Annotated in this window: 15 protein-coding genes and 1 pseudogene; 12 read left to right on the forward strand and 4 right to left on the reverse strand. The window is 60.5% G+C overall.

Annotated elements, in window-relative coordinates:
* The coding region (locus tag OQE62_RS07460) for a transposase (protein ID WP_265721387.1) at nucleotides 1-396 on the forward strand (396 nt) is incomplete at its 5' end.
* Between the two features lie 88 nt (nucleotides 397-484).
* Here OQE62_RS07460 and OQE62_RS07465 read toward each other — a convergent pair.
* Nucleotides 485-733, reverse strand: a complete 249-nt coding sequence (locus tag OQE62_RS07465) for a hypothetical protein (RefSeq protein ID WP_265721388.1) — start codon at nucleotides 731-733, stop codon at nucleotides 485-487.
* Here OQE62_RS07465 and OQE62_RS07470 point away from each other — a divergent pair.
* The 6 genes and pseudogenes from OQE62_RS07470 to OQE62_RS07495 all read left to right on the forward strand — a co-directional run bounded on the left by OQE62_RS07470 (nucleotide 733) and on the right by OQE62_RS07495 (nucleotide 4,949).
* On the forward strand, nucleotides 733-1,113 hold the full coding sequence (locus OQE62_RS07470; protein ID WP_265721389.1) for a hypothetical protein: 381 nt from the start codon (nucleotides 733-735) through the stop codon (nucleotides 1,111-1,113). The two genes, OQE62_RS07465 and OQE62_RS07470, sit on opposite strands and share 1 nt — an antisense overlap.
* Nucleotides 1,068-1,265, forward strand: a pseudogene (locus tag OQE62_RS07475) (IS3 family transposase); the annotation flags it as partial. The gene OQE62_RS07470 and the pseudogene OQE62_RS07475, both read left to right, overlap by 46 nt.
* 106 nt (nucleotides 1,266-1,371) lie before the next feature.
* Nucleotides 1,372-1,773 (forward strand): TonB family protein, encoded by a 402-nt coding sequence (locus OQE62_RS07480; protein ID WP_265721390.1) that lies wholly within the window; start codon nucleotides 1,372-1,374, stop codon nucleotides 1,771-1,773.
* Between the two features lie 427 nt (nucleotides 1,774-2,200).
* Complete coding sequence (locus OQE62_RS07485; RefSeq protein ID WP_265721391.1) at nucleotides 2,201-2,557, forward strand: MmcQ/YjbR family DNA-binding protein; 357 nt, start codon at nucleotides 2,201-2,203, stop codon at nucleotides 2,555-2,557.
* A gap of 142 nt (nucleotides 2,558-2,699) precedes the next feature.
* On the forward strand, nucleotides 2,700-4,145 hold the full coding sequence (locus OQE62_RS07490) for a catalase (RefSeq protein WP_265721392.1): 1,446 nt from the start codon (nucleotides 2,700-2,702) through the stop codon (nucleotides 4,143-4,145).
* Between the two features lie 210 nt (nucleotides 4,146-4,355).
* The gene (locus OQE62_RS07495) at nucleotides 4,356-4,949 is read left to right on the forward strand and encodes an NUDIX domain-containing protein (protein ID WP_265721393.1); all 594 of its coding nucleotides are present in this window, start codon (nucleotides 4,356-4,358) and stop codon (nucleotides 4,947-4,949) included.
* A 13-nt stretch (nucleotides 4,950-4,962) separates the two neighbouring features.
* Here the strand turns inward: OQE62_RS07495 and OQE62_RS07500 are convergent, their stop codons facing one another.
* Both OQE62_RS07500 and OQE62_RS07505 read right to left on the reverse strand, forming a co-directional pair.
* On the reverse strand, nucleotides 4,963-6,165 hold the full coding sequence (locus OQE62_RS07500) for an AGE family epimerase/isomerase (RefSeq protein ID WP_265721394.1): 1,203 nt from the start codon (nucleotides 6,163-6,165) through the stop codon (nucleotides 4,963-4,965).
* A 179-nt stretch (nucleotides 6,166-6,344) separates the two neighbouring features.
* On the reverse strand, nucleotides 6,345-7,340 hold the full coding sequence (locus OQE62_RS07505) for a LacI family DNA-binding transcriptional regulator (RefSeq protein ID WP_265721395.1): 996 nt from the start codon (nucleotides 7,338-7,340) through the stop codon (nucleotides 6,345-6,347).
* A 490-nt stretch (nucleotides 7,341-7,830) separates the two neighbouring features.
* Here OQE62_RS07505 and OQE62_RS07510 point away from each other — a divergent pair, with 490 nt between their 5' ends.
* Genes OQE62_RS07510 through OQE62_RS07525 form a run of 4 tightly spaced genes read left to right on the forward strand, consistent with a single transcriptional unit; the run spans nucleotide 7,831 to nucleotide 13,827 of the window.
* Nucleotides 7,831-9,711: a sodium:solute symporter family protein gene (locus OQE62_RS07510; protein ID WP_265721396.1), complete on the forward strand. Its 1,881-nt coding sequence runs from the start codon at nucleotides 7,831-7,833 to the stop codon at nucleotides 9,709-9,711.
* Nucleotides 9,712-9,754: 43 nt separating this feature from the next.
* Nucleotides 9,755-10,930 (forward strand): glycoside hydrolase family 130 protein, encoded by a 1,176-nt coding sequence (locus OQE62_RS07515; RefSeq protein WP_265721397.1) that lies wholly within the window; start codon nucleotides 9,755-9,757, stop codon nucleotides 10,928-10,930.
* Nucleotides 10,931-10,951: 21 nt separating this feature from the next.
* Nucleotides 10,952-12,232 (forward strand): AGE family epimerase/isomerase, encoded by a 1,281-nt coding sequence (locus tag OQE62_RS07520; protein ID WP_265721398.1) that lies wholly within the window; start codon nucleotides 10,952-10,954, stop codon nucleotides 12,230-12,232.
* On the forward strand, nucleotides 12,229-13,827 hold the full coding sequence (locus OQE62_RS07525; protein ID WP_265721399.1) for a glycoside hydrolase 5 family protein: 1,599 nt from the start codon (nucleotides 12,229-12,231) through the stop codon (nucleotides 13,825-13,827). The genes OQE62_RS07520 and OQE62_RS07525 overlap by 4 nt, the downstream gene beginning before the upstream one ends.
* 112 nt (nucleotides 13,828-13,939) lie before the next feature.
* On the opposite strand, the gene OQE62_RS07530 is transcribed toward OQE62_RS07525, so the two are convergent.
* Nucleotides 13,940-15,256 carry a glycoside hydrolase 5 family protein gene (locus OQE62_RS07530; protein WP_265721400.1) on the reverse strand — a complete coding sequence of 439 codons (1,317 nt, stop codon included), beginning with the start codon at nucleotides 15,254-15,256 and terminating at the stop codon, nucleotides 13,940-13,942.
* Between the two features lie 431 nt (nucleotides 15,257-15,687).
* Here OQE62_RS07530 and OQE62_RS07535 point away from each other — a divergent pair, with 431 nt between their 5' ends.
* Nucleotides 15,688-18,600, forward strand: coding sequence for a TonB-dependent receptor (locus OQE62_RS07535; RefSeq protein WP_265721401.1), 2,913 nt, complete (start codon nucleotides 15,688-15,690; stop codon nucleotides 18,598-18,600).
* Nucleotides 18,601-18,659: the final 59 nt, after the last annotated feature.

Here is an 18,659-nt window from a genome sequence, read left to right on the forward strand (position 1 = left end):
TGGTTCAGGGGAGAATCCCGCAAAGCCAAAGGTAAAAGAACACTGGTTTTTGAAGGCAATCTGACCGATTGTCGCAGCTGTCACCTGAAAGACCAGTGCATGAGTAATCCAAGTGCCGCCGACACAAGGGAGGGGCACGGTCGCCAGGTATCGATTACAGCTACTAATGGCCACACCGCCACAGGCTGGATGAAGCGGCGTGTCGACAGCCAGGAAGGGAAATCGATCTACGGCCATCGTATGTCCGTGGTGGAACCAGTGTTCGGTAATACGGGAACCAATAAAGGTCTGAATCGGTTCTCGTTACGCGGCCGAGATAAAGTCCAGGGACAATGGCGGATGTTCTGCCTGATACACAATATTGAGAAATTGATGAATTATGGAGCGATTCAATGAGCTGACAGGCAATCGGCATCGTGAGCCAGTTTGCCGCGCTGACTGGATGACTATGTAAAAGGATTGTGTTTAAATCGATCAACAATGATCAATCGAGAATGTATCTGGAAGAGCTGTTTTCGAGAAATAGTTTTTCTACAGCCTCGTTCAGGCTGTAGAAAAACTCGAGTAATCCTGAAGCAGGTAAATTTTCCGTGCGGAGAGTGCCCTGAAATGCTTTTCGCAATGCAGAACTGGTCCAGAATTCACGTAGAATCGCGATTTTGGGTAAAATATGAACAGCAAGAAGAGGCCGGAGTTTTTCTACAGCCTCGTTAGCATCGACGTGAACTGCCAATGATCGTAAGTTTCTTCAAACGAATACCGCCTGCCATTTCAGTACCTGGCTTCTATATATTCTCGCTGGTCATTTACTTACTGCGTTTTTTACTTGGAACGGCTTTTGGCGCCTTAATTCTTTCAATTCTTTTGTACCAATATTTTCAGTGCTGTTCACAAATCACGCCTTTTAGTGTTGAAGGGTTATTTGACTGGTTTGCCCAACTTGACGCCGAGTACAAGGTTGCACTGTTTACGGCCAGTGTGACAGTTACAGGTTTTGTTGTTGCATTTCACACAGCTACTGCCAATTGGCGGAATCAAATGCTGGCTGAGCTAAAAATGCAAGCTGCCGGTGCACCGACAATGCGTATATGGAGTCATTCTTCCATAGCCTGAAAACCGAGCTGATACGTGGCAACTGCTTCGAGCGTGGAGCTGATTTGAGAGGATCATTGTCGGCATACATCAATCATTTTTATAACATCAGACGACTGCACTCTGGATTAAAGTACATGTCGCCCATAGAATATGAACAGTGCGTAGCTTAAAAACTCAGGTGTCCATTTTTTCGGGGGAGGATCAAACGCCTTTCCGCTCCTTCGTCGCTACAAGCCGTCCGAAGCTGCGGGCGTTATAAATTCGTGAGGAACTATTTTGAAAAATTTATTAAGAATTTCTATTTTTGTACTATTTATCAGTACGATGTTTGGCTGCTCATCTTCACCAGCACCAGTTGCTGTTTTAAATACAGATATAAAAATTATTGATCCTGAAGAATTGGATGATTACTGGATTCCGGAAATAAGAAGAAACATATCATATCCTCCAGAAAGGTATATGCCTCCGCAGGGAGTTAAAGGGTATGTAAAGGTTAAATATATTATTGACTCTAATGGTAATATTTTTAATGCGGAAGTTGTTGAGTCAGAACCAGAAAAAGTATTTGATGGTTTGGCGTTAATCTCGCTTTCAAACAAAAAATTTTCCCCTGCGGAAAAGAATAAAAATAGAATGCCTGTTAAAGTTGTTACGAAGATGAGATTCAATATCCGTTAATTTACAACTAGCATGTAATCGACGGCCAATTTTATTCACTTTTAAGTCGTCGTTATGCTCCATTGTCGCGCAAAAAGCGCACAAACTTATCCATGGCTGATTGCGACGATGCTTGTCACCGTTTCACAGCACAGCTTCCCGGAGTGTATGCAGAAGCAGCCCTGGGAATTCTGCAGGAGAATAGGGAGCCGGATCTGCTGGAGGAAGTGGAGGTCGATTCGGAGGTTTGCCCGGGCTGTGGCAGTACCGATACGTCGTTTTACCAGATAGGTCGCCGCTGGGCCTTTTTGGTATTTCTGGGATGTGGTTATCCCCTGTTTCCCGTCAAAAGGGGAATCAAGTGTAATCGGTGTGGGGATGTCTCGAGAATCTATTCTGAAAGCTCCACAGATAAGTAATAACGTCAGAAAGGATGCTGGTTGTCACAATGGACGTAGATCAAGTCAAAAAATATTGCAGTTCCTTCCCCGGAGCCAGGGAGGAGCTACAGGGGCATCCTGCCAATATCCTCTCTTACAAGGTCGGTGACAGGAAGTTTGCCTATTTCAAGACAAGCGATCCTGAGAAATGGCGCTTCAGTATTCGTGTTGAGCCGGATCTCTATATCGGGCTGACGGACCAGGCCGGCATCAAGCCGGCCCGGTATGTGCACCGGTTTCACTGGGTCACCATCGTCCGGGTCGATACGCTTCCCGAAGACCATTTGAAGGAGTTGATCCGCTGGTCCTACCACAAGGCGGCTTCCGCATTGTCCCGAAAGGTGCGGGAGGCACTCGGAGCCTAGCGCTGAATCCTGCATCGGGAAGAATTGCGCGCAGGCTTGCTCCTGTCTCTCTTCAATGCTGACAATCCTGCACTATCGTTACCTCTGTCTCATTCCCTCTTGATGCGGATGTATCAAGCGACAAAGCAGAGGATCCAGCGCAGTGAAAAAAGACGACGAGAACCGCACGACCAACGATGCCGGTATCCCGGTTGCCAGTGACGAATACTCCCTCACCGTGGGGCCGGACGGCCCCATCCTTCTGCAGGATCACTACCTGATCGAGCAGATGGCGAATTTCAACCGCGAGCGGATTCCGGAGCGCCAGCCGCACGCCAAGGGCTCCGGCGCCTTCGGCCACTTCGAGGTCACGAAGGATGTCAGTGCCTATACCAAGGCGGCGGCGTTCCAGCCGGGCACGAAGACCGAAACCCTGATCCGATTTTCCACCGTGGCCGGCGAGCGGGGCAGCCCGGATACCTGGCGCGATCCGCGCGGTTTTGCGCTGAAGTTCTACACCAGCGAAGGCAATTACGACATGGTGGGGAACAATACGCCGGTGTTCTTTATCCGCGATCCGATGAAGTTCCAGCATTTTATCCGCTCGCAGAAACGCCGCGCGGATTCGGGGCTGCGGGATCACGATATGCAGTGGGATTTCTGGAGCCTGTCGCCGGAGACGGCACATCAGGTCACCTGGTTGATGGGGGATCGGGGCGTTCCGAAAACCTACCGCCATATGAATGGCTATTCCAGCCACACTTATATGTGGGTGAACAGGGACGGCGAGCGCTTCTGGATCAAGTATCACTTCAAGACCGACCAGGGGATCGAGTGCCTGACGCAGGAAGAGGCGGACCGCCTGGCGGGCGAGGATGGGGACGCGCATCGCCGCGACCTGTTCGAGGCCATCGCCCGGGGCGACTACCCGAGCTGGACCCTGTATGTGCAGGTAATGCCGTTCGAGGAGGCGAAGGACTACCGCTTCAATCCCTTCGACCTGACCAAGGTCTGGCCCCACGGCGACTATCCGTTGCAGGAGGTGGGGCGGCTGACGCTGGATCGCAATCCCACCGATTTCCACACCGAAATCGAGCAGGCGGCGTTCGAACCCAACAATGTGGTGCCCGGCATCGGCTTCAGCCCGGACAAGATGCTGCAGGCGCGGGTCTTCTCCTACGCGGATGCGCACCGGGCGCGGATGGGCGTGAACTACAAGCAGATCCCGGTGAACCGGCCCAAGTGTCCGGTTCACGGTTACAGCAAGGACGGCGCCATGCGGGTGGAGAATGTCTCCGACCCGGTCTACGCGCCCAACTCCAAGGGCGGTCCCGAGGCCGATTACACCTACACCGAGAAGTGGGAGGCCAGCGGCGAGTTCATGCACGCCGCCTATACGCCGCACAAGGAGGATGACGACTTCGTCCAGGCCGGAACCCTGGTGCGAGAGGTGATGGACGATGCGGCGCGGGAGCGGCTGGTGTCCAATGTGGTCGGCCACCTGAAGGACGGCGTCTCCGACGAGGTGCTGAAACGCGCTTTCGAATACTGGCGCAATATCGACAGGGATATCGGCGACCGTATCGAGAAGGGCGTAAAGGGCGGCTGATGGCCGATCGCTGAGCTCTCCTTTGCGGGTGCGGCTGGCCGGGCTGCGGTGTCGATACACCGCGTGCCCGGCGCAGTTGCGCCCCTTCCCGCCTCTCCGGATTGATTCCCCTGTTGTGCCGCCGCGGCGGCTGCTGCAGACTCTTCATCGCGGCTTTTGCCGGTGGCGATTGCCATACCGGTGTATTTGCCTGTGCCGAATGAGGAATCCATGTCGAAAGAAAGTATCCGCAACCTGAACAGTGAGTTGATCTGCCGGAGCTGGTCCCGCCTGGAAAAATACTCCTTCGAGTATCCGCGCGCGAACGGCCGTTGGGAAACCCATGTCCGCGATGTTTACGATCGCGGCGATGGCGTGGTGGTGTTGTTGTACAACGCCGATACCCTGTCCGTGATCCTGACCCGCCAATTCCGCCTGCCCACCTTCCTGAACGGCAACCCGAGCGGCATGTCGATCGAGGCCTGCGCCGGTGCGCTGGAGGATCGGGATCCCCTCGACTGCGCCCTGCGCGAGGTCGAGGAGGAGACCGGATACCGGCTGGAGCGGGTCGACAAGGTATTCGAGGCCTATATGTCCCCCGGCTCGGTGACCGAGAAGCTGCATTTCTACCTGGCCGAATACCGCAGCGATATGAAGGTAGGGCCGGGCGGTGGGCTGGCCTCCGAGCAGGAGTATATCGAGGTGCTGGAGATTCCCCTGGAGCGGGCGCTGGCGATGGTCGCCAGCGGCGAAATCCGCGATGGCAAGACCATCATGTTGTTGCAGCATCTCAGGTTGAAACAGGGGGCCGATCAGCGGCCCTGAAGGCCGCGGGCTTTCAGCCGGAGACCGCTTCCACACCGGTCTTCAACGAGGCGGTGTAATCCGCCACTTCCGCGGTGGCCAGCAGCAGGTGGTAGAGCGTACTCGCCGGCGCCATGCCGCCGATCACGGTGTTGTCGGCGTCCAGCCGGTCGATATACAGGCCCGGTATCTCGGCGGAAAAATAGTATTCGAACAGCGCTTCGATGGCCCGGGCCGCGCGGGATTCCGCGTCCGGGTCGCCGCTGGCGGCGCGGCACAGGCTGGCCTTGACCAGTTCCGTCAGCGGCCAGCAGCGCTTGCTGCGTCTCAGGGGTTGCCCGGCAACGGTCACCGCGTCGAACAGCAGGCCGGTGTCTTTTTCCTGCCCCGTGTCGAGGGCGTTGTCGTACAGGGTGCGGGTATAGCGGGCCACGGGGGCGCCGCTGCGGCGGCTGTACTGGTACAGCAGCCAGACCCATTCCAGCATGTGGCCCGGTTCCACTTCCTGGCCCTCGTCTTCGGACAGGGGCGTCCAGTCGCGGTGAAAGTACTCCAGCAATACCCCGTTGCGGCTGTCGTAGAAGCGGCTTTCAAACAGGGTGAAAATCTCGCCGGCTCTCGCCAGCCAGCGGCCGTTGCGGGTGGCGTCGTAGAGCGCGATAAAGGCCTCGAAAAGATGCATGTGGGGGTTCTGCCGGCGGACGGGCGCGTCGTAGTCCCCCTCCAGCCAGCCGCCCCAGGGGCCCTTGATGTGGGTGTCCAGGTAGCGGGTGAGCGCCTCCGCCTCGCGCAGGGCCGCGGTCTGGCCGAAGGCGCGAAAACGCCAGGCACAGGCGAGCAGGAAGAAGGCGATATCGTAGACATCCCGGCGCGTGTCCGCGACCCGGTTGCGGTTGTCCAGGGTGTGTACATAGCCTTCCGGCGCGCTCGGGTGGCTGGCGTAGCGGGCGACGAACTGCTCGACGCGGGCGACGCGCCACTCACCGTCGGCGATCCAGCCGCGCAGGCTGGCGTTGGCAAGCACGAACATCTGCCGCGCCTGGACCCGCACGCGCCTGGCGCAGTCCCGGTCCGCGCGGCCCCGCCCGTCCAACTGCTCGTGGGCGCCGCCGGTCTCCGGATCGAAGCCGCGGTGCAGCCACAGCGGCAGCGCCGAGCCGGCCATCCACTCTTCCAGGCGTTCGGACCAGTGGAAAATAGCGTTGGATATGGGCTTGCGCCTGGCGGGTGTCGACATAGCTGTAACTGGTTACAAGATTTGATTGGCTCTGTTCACTGATCGTCGAGACGATGATTGTGTGGCTTTCTGTAACCGGTTACAAGTTCCGGCGCAAAAATCGGGGATCGGGGGCGCCTGTGGCTTCGCTTTCGTGGGGACGGGTTGTGGAGCGCCGATTCGCGGCCGGGTGTGCCCCCTCAGCGCCGCAGGGCCGGGGTGCTCTTGCGCACCACAAACTCGTAGGGCAGTACGGTTTCCGTCTGCTGCAGTTCCTTGCCCTCGATCAGTTCCAGCAGGGTGTTGAAGCTCGCGCGGCCCAGTTCCTCCGCCGGCTGGGCGATGGTGGTCAGTGGCGGGTCGCTGTAGCGGGCGAACTCGATATCGTCGAAGCCGGTGATGGACATCTCCTCCGGCACGCGGATACCGGCGGACTTGAGCCCCTGGATACAGCCGATGGCCATCTCGTCGTTCATGGAGAAAACAGCCGTGGGCCGGTCCTTCATGCGCGCGAAGTGGCTGGCGGCCATCTGGCCGGAGCCCATGGTGAAGTCGCCGTTCACCAGCAGATCCGGATCGAAGGGGACCCCGGCATTCTCCAGGCTCTGGCGGTAGCCCTGCAGGCGGTCGTTGGAGTGGGGGTTGTCCGGCAGGCCGGCGAGCACGCCGATGCGGCGGTGCCCCTGGGTGATCAGGTAGTCAACGATCTCCCGCGCGGCGCCGGTGTTGTCGATGCGCACCGAGGGGTAGGGCGTGTTCTCGCAGCCGCAGGCGGAAACCATCGGCATGCCGCTGTCGGGTTCCAGCGACTTGCCCGGCGTGTGCGGGCGCAATTGCAGAATACCGTCCGCCTGGCGGGTTTCCACCAGGCGCGTGTACTCCTGCTCGCGGTCGTGGGAGTCGCGGGTATCGCCCAGCAGCACGGCGTACCCCTTCTGCTGTGCGGCGTCCTCGATGCCGCGGATCACCGTGGCGAAGAACAGGTTGGAGAGGTTGGGAACCAGCACGACGATGGAATAGGCGCGCACGGCGCGGAAATTGCGCGCCATCATGTTGGGCCGGTAGCCGACCTTCTCGATCGCCGCGTAGACCTTCTTCAGCGCCGTTTCCGACACCTTGTCCGGGGAACTGATGGCCCGGGAAACGGTGGCAATAGAGACTCCGGCTGCTCGGGAGACTTCCCTGATATTCGACATGCTGCTCGATCACCGCTGACTGGAATGCCTGGACTGGCCGGCGGAAGCGGCCATGGAGCCGGAGAAAGTTACCGGAATTTGGGGGAAACCGCTAGCCAATTCGTTTGTAACCGGTTACATTAGTCCCCGATGATCGCCGGGATCCGGAGGCTCAGCCGTGGAAGTAGGGCGGTAGGCGGCGCCAGGCACGAGATCCCGCAAACCCGAATAAAAATTGAAGTTTCGGAGTCTGCGGTGCCTGCGGGTGGCACAAGCTGGAGCGGGGGTGCGCCTTTCTGGGACTGTCTGCGAGAGGGGCCGAAGGCGCCGTGAATACCTGGAGCGGCCGGGACACCTCGCAGACAAGCCTACAGGGACGTATATACGGCGGGGGCGCCTAGCCGTGTCCCAGAAAGGCGCACCCCGCTCCAGCTCCCTGAACAGACCCCCGAAGCTTGAGTAAAAAAAGCACCCGTTTCAGCGGTGCCAGAGATAATAAGAGAGAAGCGCGATGAGTCTCGCACCCGTGGATCTGCTGGTCATTGGTCTCTACCTGCTCGCCTCGCTGTTTATCGGCTTCTGGGTCTCTCGCAAGGCGTCCGAGAATATCCAGAGCTATTTCCTCGGCGGCAACCGGCTGCCCTGGTACTACCTGGGCCTTTCCAACGCCTCTGGCCAGTTCGATATTTCCGGCACTATGTGGATGGTCTACCTGCTGTTTATCTACGGCCTGAAAAGCGTCTATATCCCCTGGCTGTGGCCCGCCTTCAACCAGGTTTTCCTGATGATATTCCTGTCCCTGTGGCTGCGCCGCTCGGGCGTCATGACCGGCGCGGCCTGGATCCGCTTCCGCTTCGGCGAGGGGCGCGGGGCGGAGCTCTCGCACCTGGTCATCGTCGCCTTCGCGCTGCTGCTGGTGCTGGGGTATCTCGCCTACGGTTTCGTGGGTATCGGCAAGTTCGCCGCCGCCTTCATGCCCTGGCAGCTCTCCGCGGACACGCATACCAACGAAATCTGTTACGGGCTGATCTTCACCGCCATTACCGCCGTCTACGTGGTGAAGGGCGGCATGTTCGGTGTGGTGCTCACCGAGGTGATGCAGTTTGTGGTGATGACGATCGCCTGCATCGCCATCGGCCTGATCGCGATGTTCCAGGTATCGCCGGACATGCTGGCGGCCGCGGTGCCGGAAGGCTGGTTCAGCATGGGCGTCGGCCATACGCTCGACCTGGACTGGAGCGGTATTCTCGAAAGTGCCAACCGGCGCATCGTCGAGGATGGCTGGTCCCTGTTTTCCGTTTTCTTCATGCTGGTGCTGCTGAAAGGTGTACTGCAGAGCCTGGCCGGCCCGGCGCCCAACTACGATATGCAGCGCATTCTCTCCGCGCGCACGCCGGTGGAAGCGGCGAAGATGAGCGGCCTCGTCAGCGTGGTGCTGCTGTTCCCGCGCTATATGATGATCACCGGTCTCACCGTGCTGGCACTGGTGTTCTTTACCGATGAACTGCGGGCGATGGGAGACGGCGCCGATTTCGAGCAGATACTGCCGTTCGCGCTGGCCAACTATGTGCCGCAGGGATTGCTGGGGCTGGTCATGGCCGGTCTGCTGGCCACCTTCATGTCCTCCTTCGCCGCCACCACCAACTCCGCCCCGGCCTATGTGGTCAACGATATCTACAAGCGCTATTTCAATCGCGATGCCGACCAGAAAACCTATGTGCGCATGAGCTACCTGGTGTCCATCCTGTTCGTGCTGCTGGGCACCGGCATCGGTCTCTTCGCGCCATCGCTGAGCGATATCATCCTGTGGATCGTGGGGGCACTCTACGGCGGCTACACCGCGGCCAATATCCTCAAGTGGTACTGGTGGCGGATGAACGGCTTCGGCTACTTCTACGGCATGCTCGCTGGCATAGTCGCGGCCGTGCCGCTGATGTTCACCGACGTGTCGGCGCTCTACGCATTCCCGGCGCTGTTTGCGCTCTGCATCGCCGCGTGCATCGGCGGCTCGCTGCTGACCGAGCCGGACGATATGGAAACCCTGAAGGCCTTCTACCTGAAGACGCGCCCCTGGGGATTCTGGGCGCCGGTGTACGAATCCCTGAAACGGGATCACCCGGAAATCCAGCGCAATCCGGACTGTGTTCGCGATCTGGTCAACTGCGCCGTGGGTATCGTCTGGCACACCGCGCTGACCGCGGCGCCCATCTTCCTGGTGATACAGCGCTGGATGGAATTCTCCATCGCGCTGGCTGTGATCGCGCTGGCCAGCGGCTTCCTGTGGAAAAACTGGTACCGCCGGCTGCGCAGCGATCCGGATGCCGCAATCGATATCGACGAAGGCACAAAACCCGATGTTGCCGGCCAGCGCGGCTCGACAACTGCGGGTTAATACGGGGAACGAATGGCAATCGACAATCTTTGACAGGCTGTTTATGACGACTTATCTCGACAGGGTGCGCGACCTGATCGCGCAACAGGAACAATTGTTGGGCAAAGAAAATCGCCCCAGCGACGGTGGTAACGGTATCTACCGGCGCTGGCAGGACCCGGTAATCACGCGCGATCATGTGCCGGTGGACTGGCGCTACGACTTGCACGAATCGAGCAACCCTCACCTGATGGAGCGCCAGGGCATCAACGCCACTTTCAATGCCGGCGCCATAGAGCTGGACGACAAATACCTGCTGGCGGTCCGCGTGGAAGGGGTGGACAGGAAATCCTTCTTTGCCATTGCCGAGAGCGACAGCGGCGTGGATGGATTCCGCTTCTGGCGCAGGCCGGTGGAAATGCCCGAGACCGATGACCCGGATATCAATGTCTACGATATGCGCCTGACCCGGCACCAGGACGGCTGGGTTTACGGCCTCTTCTGCACTGAGCGCAAGGATCGCAGCCGGCCCGACGACGCCTCCGCGGCCATCGCCCAGTGTGGTATCGCCCGCACCCGCGACCTGCAAAGATGGGAAAGGCTGCCGGATCTCGTCACCCACAGCGGCCAGCAGCGCAATGTGGTGCTGCACCCGGAATTTGTCGACGGAAAATACGCGCTCTACACGCGCCCACAGGACGGCTTTATCAGCGTCGGCAGCGGCGGTGGTATCGGCTGGGGGTTGACCGATTCCATGGAGCGGGCCGAAGTTCTCGATGAAACTCTGGTGGACAGCAAGGAATACCACACCATCCGCGAAACCAAGAACGGCCAGGGACCGGCACCGATCAAAACCGATAAGGGCTGGCTGCACCTGGCCCACGGCGTGCGCAATACCGCCGCCGGCCTGCGCTACGTGCTCTACCTGTTCATGACCGACCTCAATGCCCCCTGGAAGGTCATCCACCGGCCCGCCGGCCACCTGATTGCGCCCCAGGGCGACGAGCGTGTGGGCGATGTCTCCAACGTGGTGTTTTGCAATGGCTGGATCGAGGATGAGGGCAGGGTGTTCATCTACTACGCCTCCTCGGATACCCGCCTGCATGTGGCCACCAGCAGCGTCGGGCAACTGGTGGATTACTGCATGCATACGCCGGAAGACGGACTGCGCTCGGCGGCTTCCGTGGACGCGAGAATCGGGCTGATCGAGCGCAATGCCGCGGTACTCAGGGATCTCTGAGTGATGGAAATGGAGAAGGAATTGACTCAATCAACGGCAGTGGAAGAAAAGCCCTGCCCGACACGGCTGCTGCCGGAATTCGATCGCCAGTTGCTGTCGATTGCCGAATGGTGGAAAAGCCACGCCCCGGACCGGGACTGCGGCGGTTTCTACGGGGAAGTCAGCGTGCAGAATATTCCGCGCGCAAAGGCCGACAAAGGCATTGTGCTGAATGCCCGCATCCTGTGGTTTTTCAGCGAACACTGCCTGTATCTGCAGCATCATGAGTGTGCTGATAGCGGATACCGGGAACTGGCGGATCGCGCCTGCGACTACCTGCTGGATCATTTCGACGATCGGGAATACGGCGGCGCTTTCTGGTCGCTGGATTACCGCGGTGCCGTAAAAGAGAGCAGAAAGCAGACCTACGCCCAGGCGTTCTGTATCTATGCGCTCTCCAGCTACTACCGCCTCACCGGCAGCGAGCGCGCGCTGGAAAAGGCGATGCAGTATTTCCGACTGATCGAGACGCACTGTGTCGATCGCGAACGCGGCGGCTATCTCGAAGCGGTGGCGCGTGACTGGAGCAATGTCAGCGATTACCGCCTGAGCGAAAAGGATCTCAACGCGCCGAAAACCATGAACAATCACCTGCACCTGCTGGAGGCCTTTACCGCGCTCTACCGCGTCCATCCCGGCGGGGAAGTGCGGGCGGCGCTGCGCAACAGTATTGTCTGGTTCTGCGAACATATCGCCGATCCGCACAGCGGTCATCTGCGCCTGTTCCTGGACGAACGCTGGCAGGATATTTCCCCGGGCTACTCCTACGGCCACGATATCGAGGCGAGCTGGCTGCTGGTGGAGGCGCTGGAAGCGCTCGGCGACGGTGGGCTGGATCGGCGCTATCGGCCGCTGGCACTGGCGTTGGGTGAATCCTGTCTGCGGGAGGGCGTCGGCAGCATGGGCCAGTTGCTGGACCACTTCGATTTTGCCAGCCGCTCGCGCTGCGTCGACGCCGAGTGGTGGGTGCAGGCGGAGGCACTGGTGGGCTTCCTGAATCTCTGGCAGATGAGCGGCGAAGACCGCTACCGCACCGCCTTCGAAGACGTGTGGAAATTTATCAAGACCTTCCAGGTGGACCGGGAGGACGGCGAGTGGCTCTATCACGCCTCGCTGGTAACGGCGGTCCGCACCGACCAGCGCTACAAGCTCGGTTTCTGGAAAGGCCCCTATCACAACGGCCGGGCAATGATGGAGGCCCGCCGCCGGATCGAAAAAATGTCGATAAAAAATACCCAATACCCGGGAGGTGAACAGCCGTGAAACACTGGATTGGCATCGTCGCGCTCGGCCTGGCAGCGAGCGCCTGCGATTCCGCCGCGACAGACCAACTGCCACAGCACTGCCGCGTGCCGGAAACACCCGGCGGCGAACAGCGCGCGCAGGCGTTCGGGGGATTCGAGCACTTCGTCACCCGCGACGGCTATCGGCTCATGGACGGCGAGCGGCCGCTGCGTTTTATCGGCCTGCACGCCACCGAATTGCACCGCATTGAAGACGACGTGGCCTCCGCGGCCAGCATCATCGGCAAGGCGGATCACTTCCGCTGGCCCACTGCGCGCGAGCAGGACAACTGGATCAGGGCGCTGGTCTACAGCGGCCATACGGCGACCCGTATCTACACCCTGTCGGTGGACGATATCGCCCTGCCGCAAACGGTGCGCGCCAATATGCCGGCGCACATAGTGCAGAGCCCGGACACCGGCGAGATAGCACTCAACGAAACCGCCATGCGGGTGTTCGACCGCATGGTGTACCTGGCGGACCAACACGGCCTGCGATTGATCGTGCCGGTGATCGATCACTGGAGCTGGTGGGGCGGCAGGCGCGAACTGGCGAAAATGGCTGGCGAGGCGGAAGGGGATTCCGAAGGTCCCGGCCCGCTGTACGATACCGACAGCGACACCTACGCCGCCTACCGTCGTATCGTCGAGCAGTTGCTGACCCGCAAAAACACCTGCACCGGGCGCGAGTACCGCGAGGAAAAAGCCATCATGGCCTGGGAAACCGGCAACGAACTGCGCGGCACCAACCGGGCATTTCTCGCCGAAACCGCGGCGCTGTTCAAGCGCCTGGCCCCACAACAGCTGCTGATCGACGGCGACCAGCAGGCGGACGACAGCCATTCGCCGGACGTGGCGAACGTGGAAACCGGTGAATTCCTCGGCCTGCTGGATCCGAATGTGGATATCCAGTCCAACCATTTCTACGGCAGCTATATGTCGCCGGACGTGGTGCGCCGCCAGGCGGCCCTGGCAGAGGAGTTCAACAAGCCGCTGTTTATCGGCGAGTATGGCCTGGAAAGTGTGGCCGATATTCGCGCGGTAACCGAGGCCCTGGCCGCGGAGCCGGCGGTGGCCGGCGGGCTGGTATGGGGCTTCCGCGGCCGTCGGGAGGCCGGGGGCTTTTACTGGCACAAGGAATTCAACGGGCACATGAGCTACCACCTGCCCGGATTCCCGGCCAACCGCGGGAATCGGGAGGAGTCGGTAATCGATCTTGTCCGCGAGACCCAGGCGCAGATTTCCAACGACAAACGCGCCCGCACCTTCGCCACCCGCTGGCCGCGGCCCGAAGCGCCACTGCTGCACCCGGTGGGGGACAACGGCGAGATCAACTGGATGGGAGCGCCCACCGGCCAGCGTTATCGCCTGTACCGTTCGCAGGACGGTGGCGAAAACTGGGCGCTGCTGGAAGATAAACTCACCGATGGCCGCAACGGCTGGAACCCGGCGGAGATGAACCTGTACCGGGAAGAGTCGGTGCCGGAAGAGGGCTGCTATCGCTACCGGCTGGTGGCCGTCAACGAATCCGGCGAGTCGCCACCGTCCAATATACAGAGCTATTGCCGCAATTGAATTGTAGGGTGCACCGTGCGCACCAATGGCCGTTGGCACCATTGCCAGACAACGAAACGGTGCGCACGGCGCACCCTACGCCGGTGTTTCGGCCTGCAGGCGAAACGCAATTCTATTGTTTTCCGCTCACGGCATCATCGGCGCGCAATGCCTGCGCATGCGCCCGGATAATCCCCAGCGTCTCCGTATCCGTATCGAACACGGAATTCAGGCCCTGCGCCTCCTGGGGCGGGTCGCCGAGGAAATCGTCGCCCGGTCGCCAGCGGTAATCGTCGTTGCCGTTGCGACCGTAGCCGCCGAAGGTCCAGATATTGGAGCCCACCAGCGGGCCGCCCTCTCGACTGTTGCGCTCGATAACGCCGTAGATTTCCCGCAGGAAGGCGTCCCGGTAATCGGTGCTGCTCCGGGGCGAGAAATTGCCGCCGTCGCGCTCCACACCGAATTCTTCCAGCACCAGCGGTTTTTTCAGGTCGCCGGCGATTTCGATATGCCGCTGCAGGTAATCGCGGGATTTTTCCAGCGCGCCGGGAAAAGTTTCCTCCGCATTTTGAATATCAAACCAGCCCCAGTTCTTGATCCACAGGTGCACGGTCAGGTAATCGATGGCCGGGGTGTCATGGGCGTCGACATAAACGGATCGGCGCTCCTGGCTGCCGAAGATGCCTTCGCTGCCGCTGCTGACCAATTGCCGCGGTGCCATCTTCTCGATCGCCCCGGCGGAGCCCTGGACCCAGTCGATATAGTCCTGCGCTTTGTCCGCCTGAAAACTGGAGCCGCCGGGCCTGGGTTCATTGGCGAGCTGCCAGGCCATGATGGTGGGGTCGTCCCGGTAGCGGACGCCGTTGAGGGTGTTTTTCCGCCCGGTCAGGGTGCGGGTGGCGTCGAGGTACTGGCGCTGGCAGGGAGGGCAGCGGTAAAAATCCGCGGCGCTGTCCATATAGGCATCCCATTCGCCGCTCAGGTCCGGATCGATGATCTCGGTGTCCTTGTGCCAAGCCAGGTACTGCGTCATGCCGCCGGACCACTGCCAGAAATTGGTGAGATAGAGCACGGCCTTCATGTCGCGCTCGCGGAGTTCCACCAGTAGCCGGTCGAGTCCCTTTTGCAGCGTTTCATCGAACTGGCCGGGGGCGCGGATCACGGTCGGGGAGACGCTGCGGGATTGGGCGCTGCTCTCCGACAGGGCGAGCACCCGCAGGTTGGTGATCTTCTTTTCCCGCAGCAGGTCGAGTTCGCGCTCCAGGCGCTCGGGATCGGTGGCCGCCAGATAGCCGCCGTGCCAGTAGTTGGCACCGGCAAAACGGTAGGGCGCACCCCCGAGTGTGAAGTGTCCGTCTTCCACCTGTACGAACTCCGCCGGCGCCGCCGCCAGCAGCTTGCCGGCCAGCAGCAGGCCCGCGGTGAAAGACAAGAGCTGTTTTATTGTCATCTTCTTTCCTCTCCAGTCGCTGGCGGCGATACCTGCGTCGGTCACCGCATCCATTCCGGTACAGTCATTTAAACAGATTGTGTAACCGGTTACATCTTTTGGCGCGGAATTCATGGTTATTCCTGGTGCCCGGCGTTTTTGCAATTGCACTGATGCGGTGCCTGTAATAGAGTCGAAATGGAACCGGTTACATTTTGTCTGGTTTTGTTGAAGTTGAGGGAGGGAGAGCGAATTCGGGCTCTCCCCCGCGCCAGGGTGCCCCGCCGGGGACTTGGGCGCCGGAGCTGCGAATGGGCGGTAAAGTCCGACTCGAAATGTAACCGGTTACAATGTGCGCCGTAGCAGTCCCCATGCGCACGCGATGATGCGTTACCCCAGTGCCCGGAATTGGTGCACTGCCAAAAGCAAGATAATAAAAGAGGGGAGTCAAAATGTTGACCGAGAAACCTGTGTCCGATCGATCGTTCAAGCGGGCCTTCGCCCGCACGGCACTCGCAACGGGTGTCGCCGCCTGCAGCCTCGCGGGCACCGCCGGCGCCGCAGCGCAGGAGCAGCAGTCGGGCGCCATGGAGGAGGTGGTGGTCCAGGGGATCCGCCTGTCCCAGGAGACCGCCATCAGTACCAAGCGCAATGCGGATTCGATCGTCGATTCCATCGTCGCCGAGGATATCGGCAAACTGCCGGACGCGACCATTTCCGATTCGCTGCAGCGTATCACCGGTATCCAGATTCGCCGCTCGGCGGGCGAGGGCAGCGCGATCAATGTCCGGGGTATGCCGCAGGTGCTGACCACGCTGAACGGGGAATCCTATCTGGGGGCCGGTTCCGTCACCACGGTGCAGCCGAATTTCAACGACATTCCCGCGCCGCTGTTTGCCGGTGCCGATGTGCACAAATCGCCCACTGCTTCCCATCTGTCCGGCGGTATCACCGGCGTGGTCGACCTGCGCACCCACCGGCCGATGAATTTCGATCGCGGAGTCACCACGTCGCTCAGCCTCGAGGGTCAGACCGGCCGCGATTCGCAGGAGAGCGACAGCGCATTGTCCGGCCTGCTGGCCTGGCGCGGCGAGCGGGTGGGGGCGCTGCTGTCGGCATCGCTGTCGAATGTGAACCTGGCGAATTATTACATGGGGCTTGCCGGTGGAGGCTCCCATGCCGGCTGGTCCGGCATGCCGTCGGAAGCGGGCGACTGGGGTCGCGACGTCAATGGCGACGGCGACACGGACGACAGCTATATCGCCTACCAGGGACATACCGCCTACAACCAGTTCACCGAGCGCGAGCGTTTCGGTCTGAACGGTTCGCTACAGGTGGGCCTGGGGGCGGGCCTGGACCTGGTGATGGATTATTTCTACACCGATATGGACGAATACGACCGCCGCGCCGGTATTTCCATTTCCGACAAGTGGCAGCAGTGGAATTGGGCCACGCCGCAGGTTTCCTCCCCGGGAACCGATACCATCAATACAGTGCAGGTCTACGAGGCCAACGGCCGCCGCCTGAAATCCTATTCGGAAATGCGCGGCACGGAATCCGGATCCAGCAACGTGAACGTCGAGCTGGACTACGACAACGGCGGCGCCTTTACCGGCAGCGCGCGCCTGGTTTACGGCGAGGCGGAGCAGAGCAAGCTGAACAGCTATGTGGATGTGGATATGGCCGATGGCAGCCAGTGGGGCGTCGATATGCCCCACTACCCGGGCGGTCCCCGGGCCAGCAACCCGGGTGGCTATGCCGATCCCTTCCAGTCCCTGGTGATCGACTACCGGGGGAATGCGCCCCGCTGGAGCGGCGTGCCGGGTCTCGTCGACAATCTCGACGGCTACGCCATCGGCGCCCTGTCTTCGGAAAACAACTACGATCGCGAAGGGGACCTGACGGTAACCCGTTTCGACGGCACCTACGAGTTGGCGGGCGACAACTTTTTCCAGTCGCTGGATGCCGGCCTGCGCTATTCGGACCGCAATGCGGAGAACGAGCAGTACCATATGCTGGCGCCGATCGCCGACGAGGGTTGCCTGGTGCGCTGGAAGGCGACCGATGTAGTGCTGAATGGCAGCGCCTGTTCCGCGGGCGACGGCAACGGCAACTACTACACCGCCGGCCGGCCGATTCCGCTGTCGGCTTTCGGCGACGACGTGCAGTGGGTGACCGACTTCGGCGGGGTCAGCGGCATTCCCGGCGTCTATGCGCTGGACCCGTCCGCGATGGACGATGTGCTTTCCTTCCAGAATTCCCTCTACCCGGACAATCGCCGCGGTGTGGTGCCGGGCCAGAGTTACGCCGTCAACCTGGAGGAGACCTCCGCCTATTTCCAGGCCAACTTTGCCACCGATATCGGCGTGGCGGTCAGCGGCAATATCGGCCTGCGTGCGGTGCGCACGGATCTGGAAGTAACCCAGCGCGTGGTGGGATCGGCCCGCGATTACGGCGCGCCGGAAGTGGACGAGGGCCCGCTGGTAACCGAGCGCTCCTACACCGATATGCTGCCGAGCCTGAACCTGGCCTTCGATCTGCGCGAGGACCTGAAGCTGCGCGCCGCCTATGCCAAGACCATGTCGCCACTGAACCTGGAGCAGTGGGGCGGCGGCCTGTCACCCTCCTACGCCCTCAGTTCCGAAACCGGTATTTTTGAGGTGATCGGAGCCAACTCCAACGGCAACCCGGAACTGGATCCGTGGCGGGCGGACAACTTCGACCTGTCCATGGAGTGGTACAACGGCGATTCCGGCATGGTGAGCGTGGGCCTGTTCCTGGTGGAGGTGGAAAGCTTTATCGAGAGTGGCTCCATTGCCATGGAACTGCCGGACCAGGATGGCGTGGTGCGCCGCACCACCGATGTACAGACGAATGTGCAGGGCGACGGCGGCGAGCTCAGCGGTATCGAGGTGGCGGCCAAGCAGGCGTTCGACTTCCTGCCGGGTAACTGGGGTAATCTCGGTGTCGATGCCAACTTCACCTGGTCTCCCAGCGATTCCGGCAATGAAGATCTCGATGGCGAGGATCTGCCGTTTATCGACAACTCCGAGCGGCTGGCCAACTTTGTCGGCTGGTACCAGGGGGAGCGGTTGCAGGCGCGCATTGCCTACAACTACCGCAGTGAACGGGTGGTGGCTTTCAACCAGGTGTGGGGCACCGAGGGCCTGACCCTGATGCAGGAGCCCACCCGCTATGTGGATGCCTCGTTGAGCTACGACGTGACCGATGACGTCACTGTCTATGTCAACGGCTCCAATCTCACGGGGGAGACAGAGGAGTACTACCTCCAGTGGGAAAATCAGAAGGCGTGGCAGAGCGTCTATGAACCCCGCTATACCCTGGGCGTTCGCGCGCGCCTCTGATTGTGTTGTACGGCCGTGTCGCGCATGGCCGTTCTCTTCTTCCATTATGGATTGGCCTC

The sequence above is a fragment of the Microbulbifer halophilus genome (genome assembly GCF_026183675.1).
GTDB lineage: Bacteria > Pseudomonadota > Gammaproteobacteria > Pseudomonadales > Cellvibrionaceae > Microbulbifer > Microbulbifer halophilus.

What these genes read in the sequence shown, in the direction of transcription:
- OQE62_RS07515 (WP_265721397.1), top strand. Translation starts at nt 9,755, where the DNA reads ATGACGACTTATCTCGACAGGGTGCGCGACCTGATCGCGCAACAGGAA.
- OQE62_RS07495 (WP_265721393.1), top strand. Translation starts at nt 4,356, where the DNA reads ATGTCGAAAGAAAGTATCCGCAACCTGAACAGTGAGTTGATCTGCCGG.
- OQE62_RS07500 (WP_265721394.1), bottom strand. Translation starts at nt 6,165, where the DNA reads ATGTCGACACCCGCCAGGCGCAAGCCCATATCCAACGCTATTTTCCAC.
- OQE62_RS07505 (WP_265721395.1), bottom strand. Translation starts at nt 7,340, where the DNA reads ATGTCGAATATCAGGGAAGTCTCCCGAGCAGCCGGAGTCTCTATTGCC.
- OQE62_RS07510 (WP_265721396.1), top strand. Translation starts at nt 7,831, where the DNA reads ATGAGTCTCGCACCCGTGGATCTGCTGGTCATTGGTCTCTACCTGCTC.
- OQE62_RS07535 (WP_265721401.1), top strand. Translation starts at nt 15,688, where the DNA reads ATGTTGACCGAGAAACCTGTGTCCGATCGATCGTTCAAGCGGGCCTTC.
- OQE62_RS07485 (WP_265721391.1), top strand. Translation starts at nt 2,201, where the DNA reads ATGGACGTAGATCAAGTCAAAAAATATTGCAGTTCCTTCCCCGGAGCC.
- OQE62_RS07530 (WP_265721400.1), bottom strand. Translation starts at nt 15,256, where the DNA reads ATGACAATAAAACAGCTCTTGTCTTTCACCGCGGGCCTGCTGCTGGCC.
- OQE62_RS07470 (WP_265721389.1), top strand. Translation starts at nt 733, where the DNA reads ATGATCGTAAGTTTCTTCAAACGAATACCGCCTGCCATTTCAGTACCT.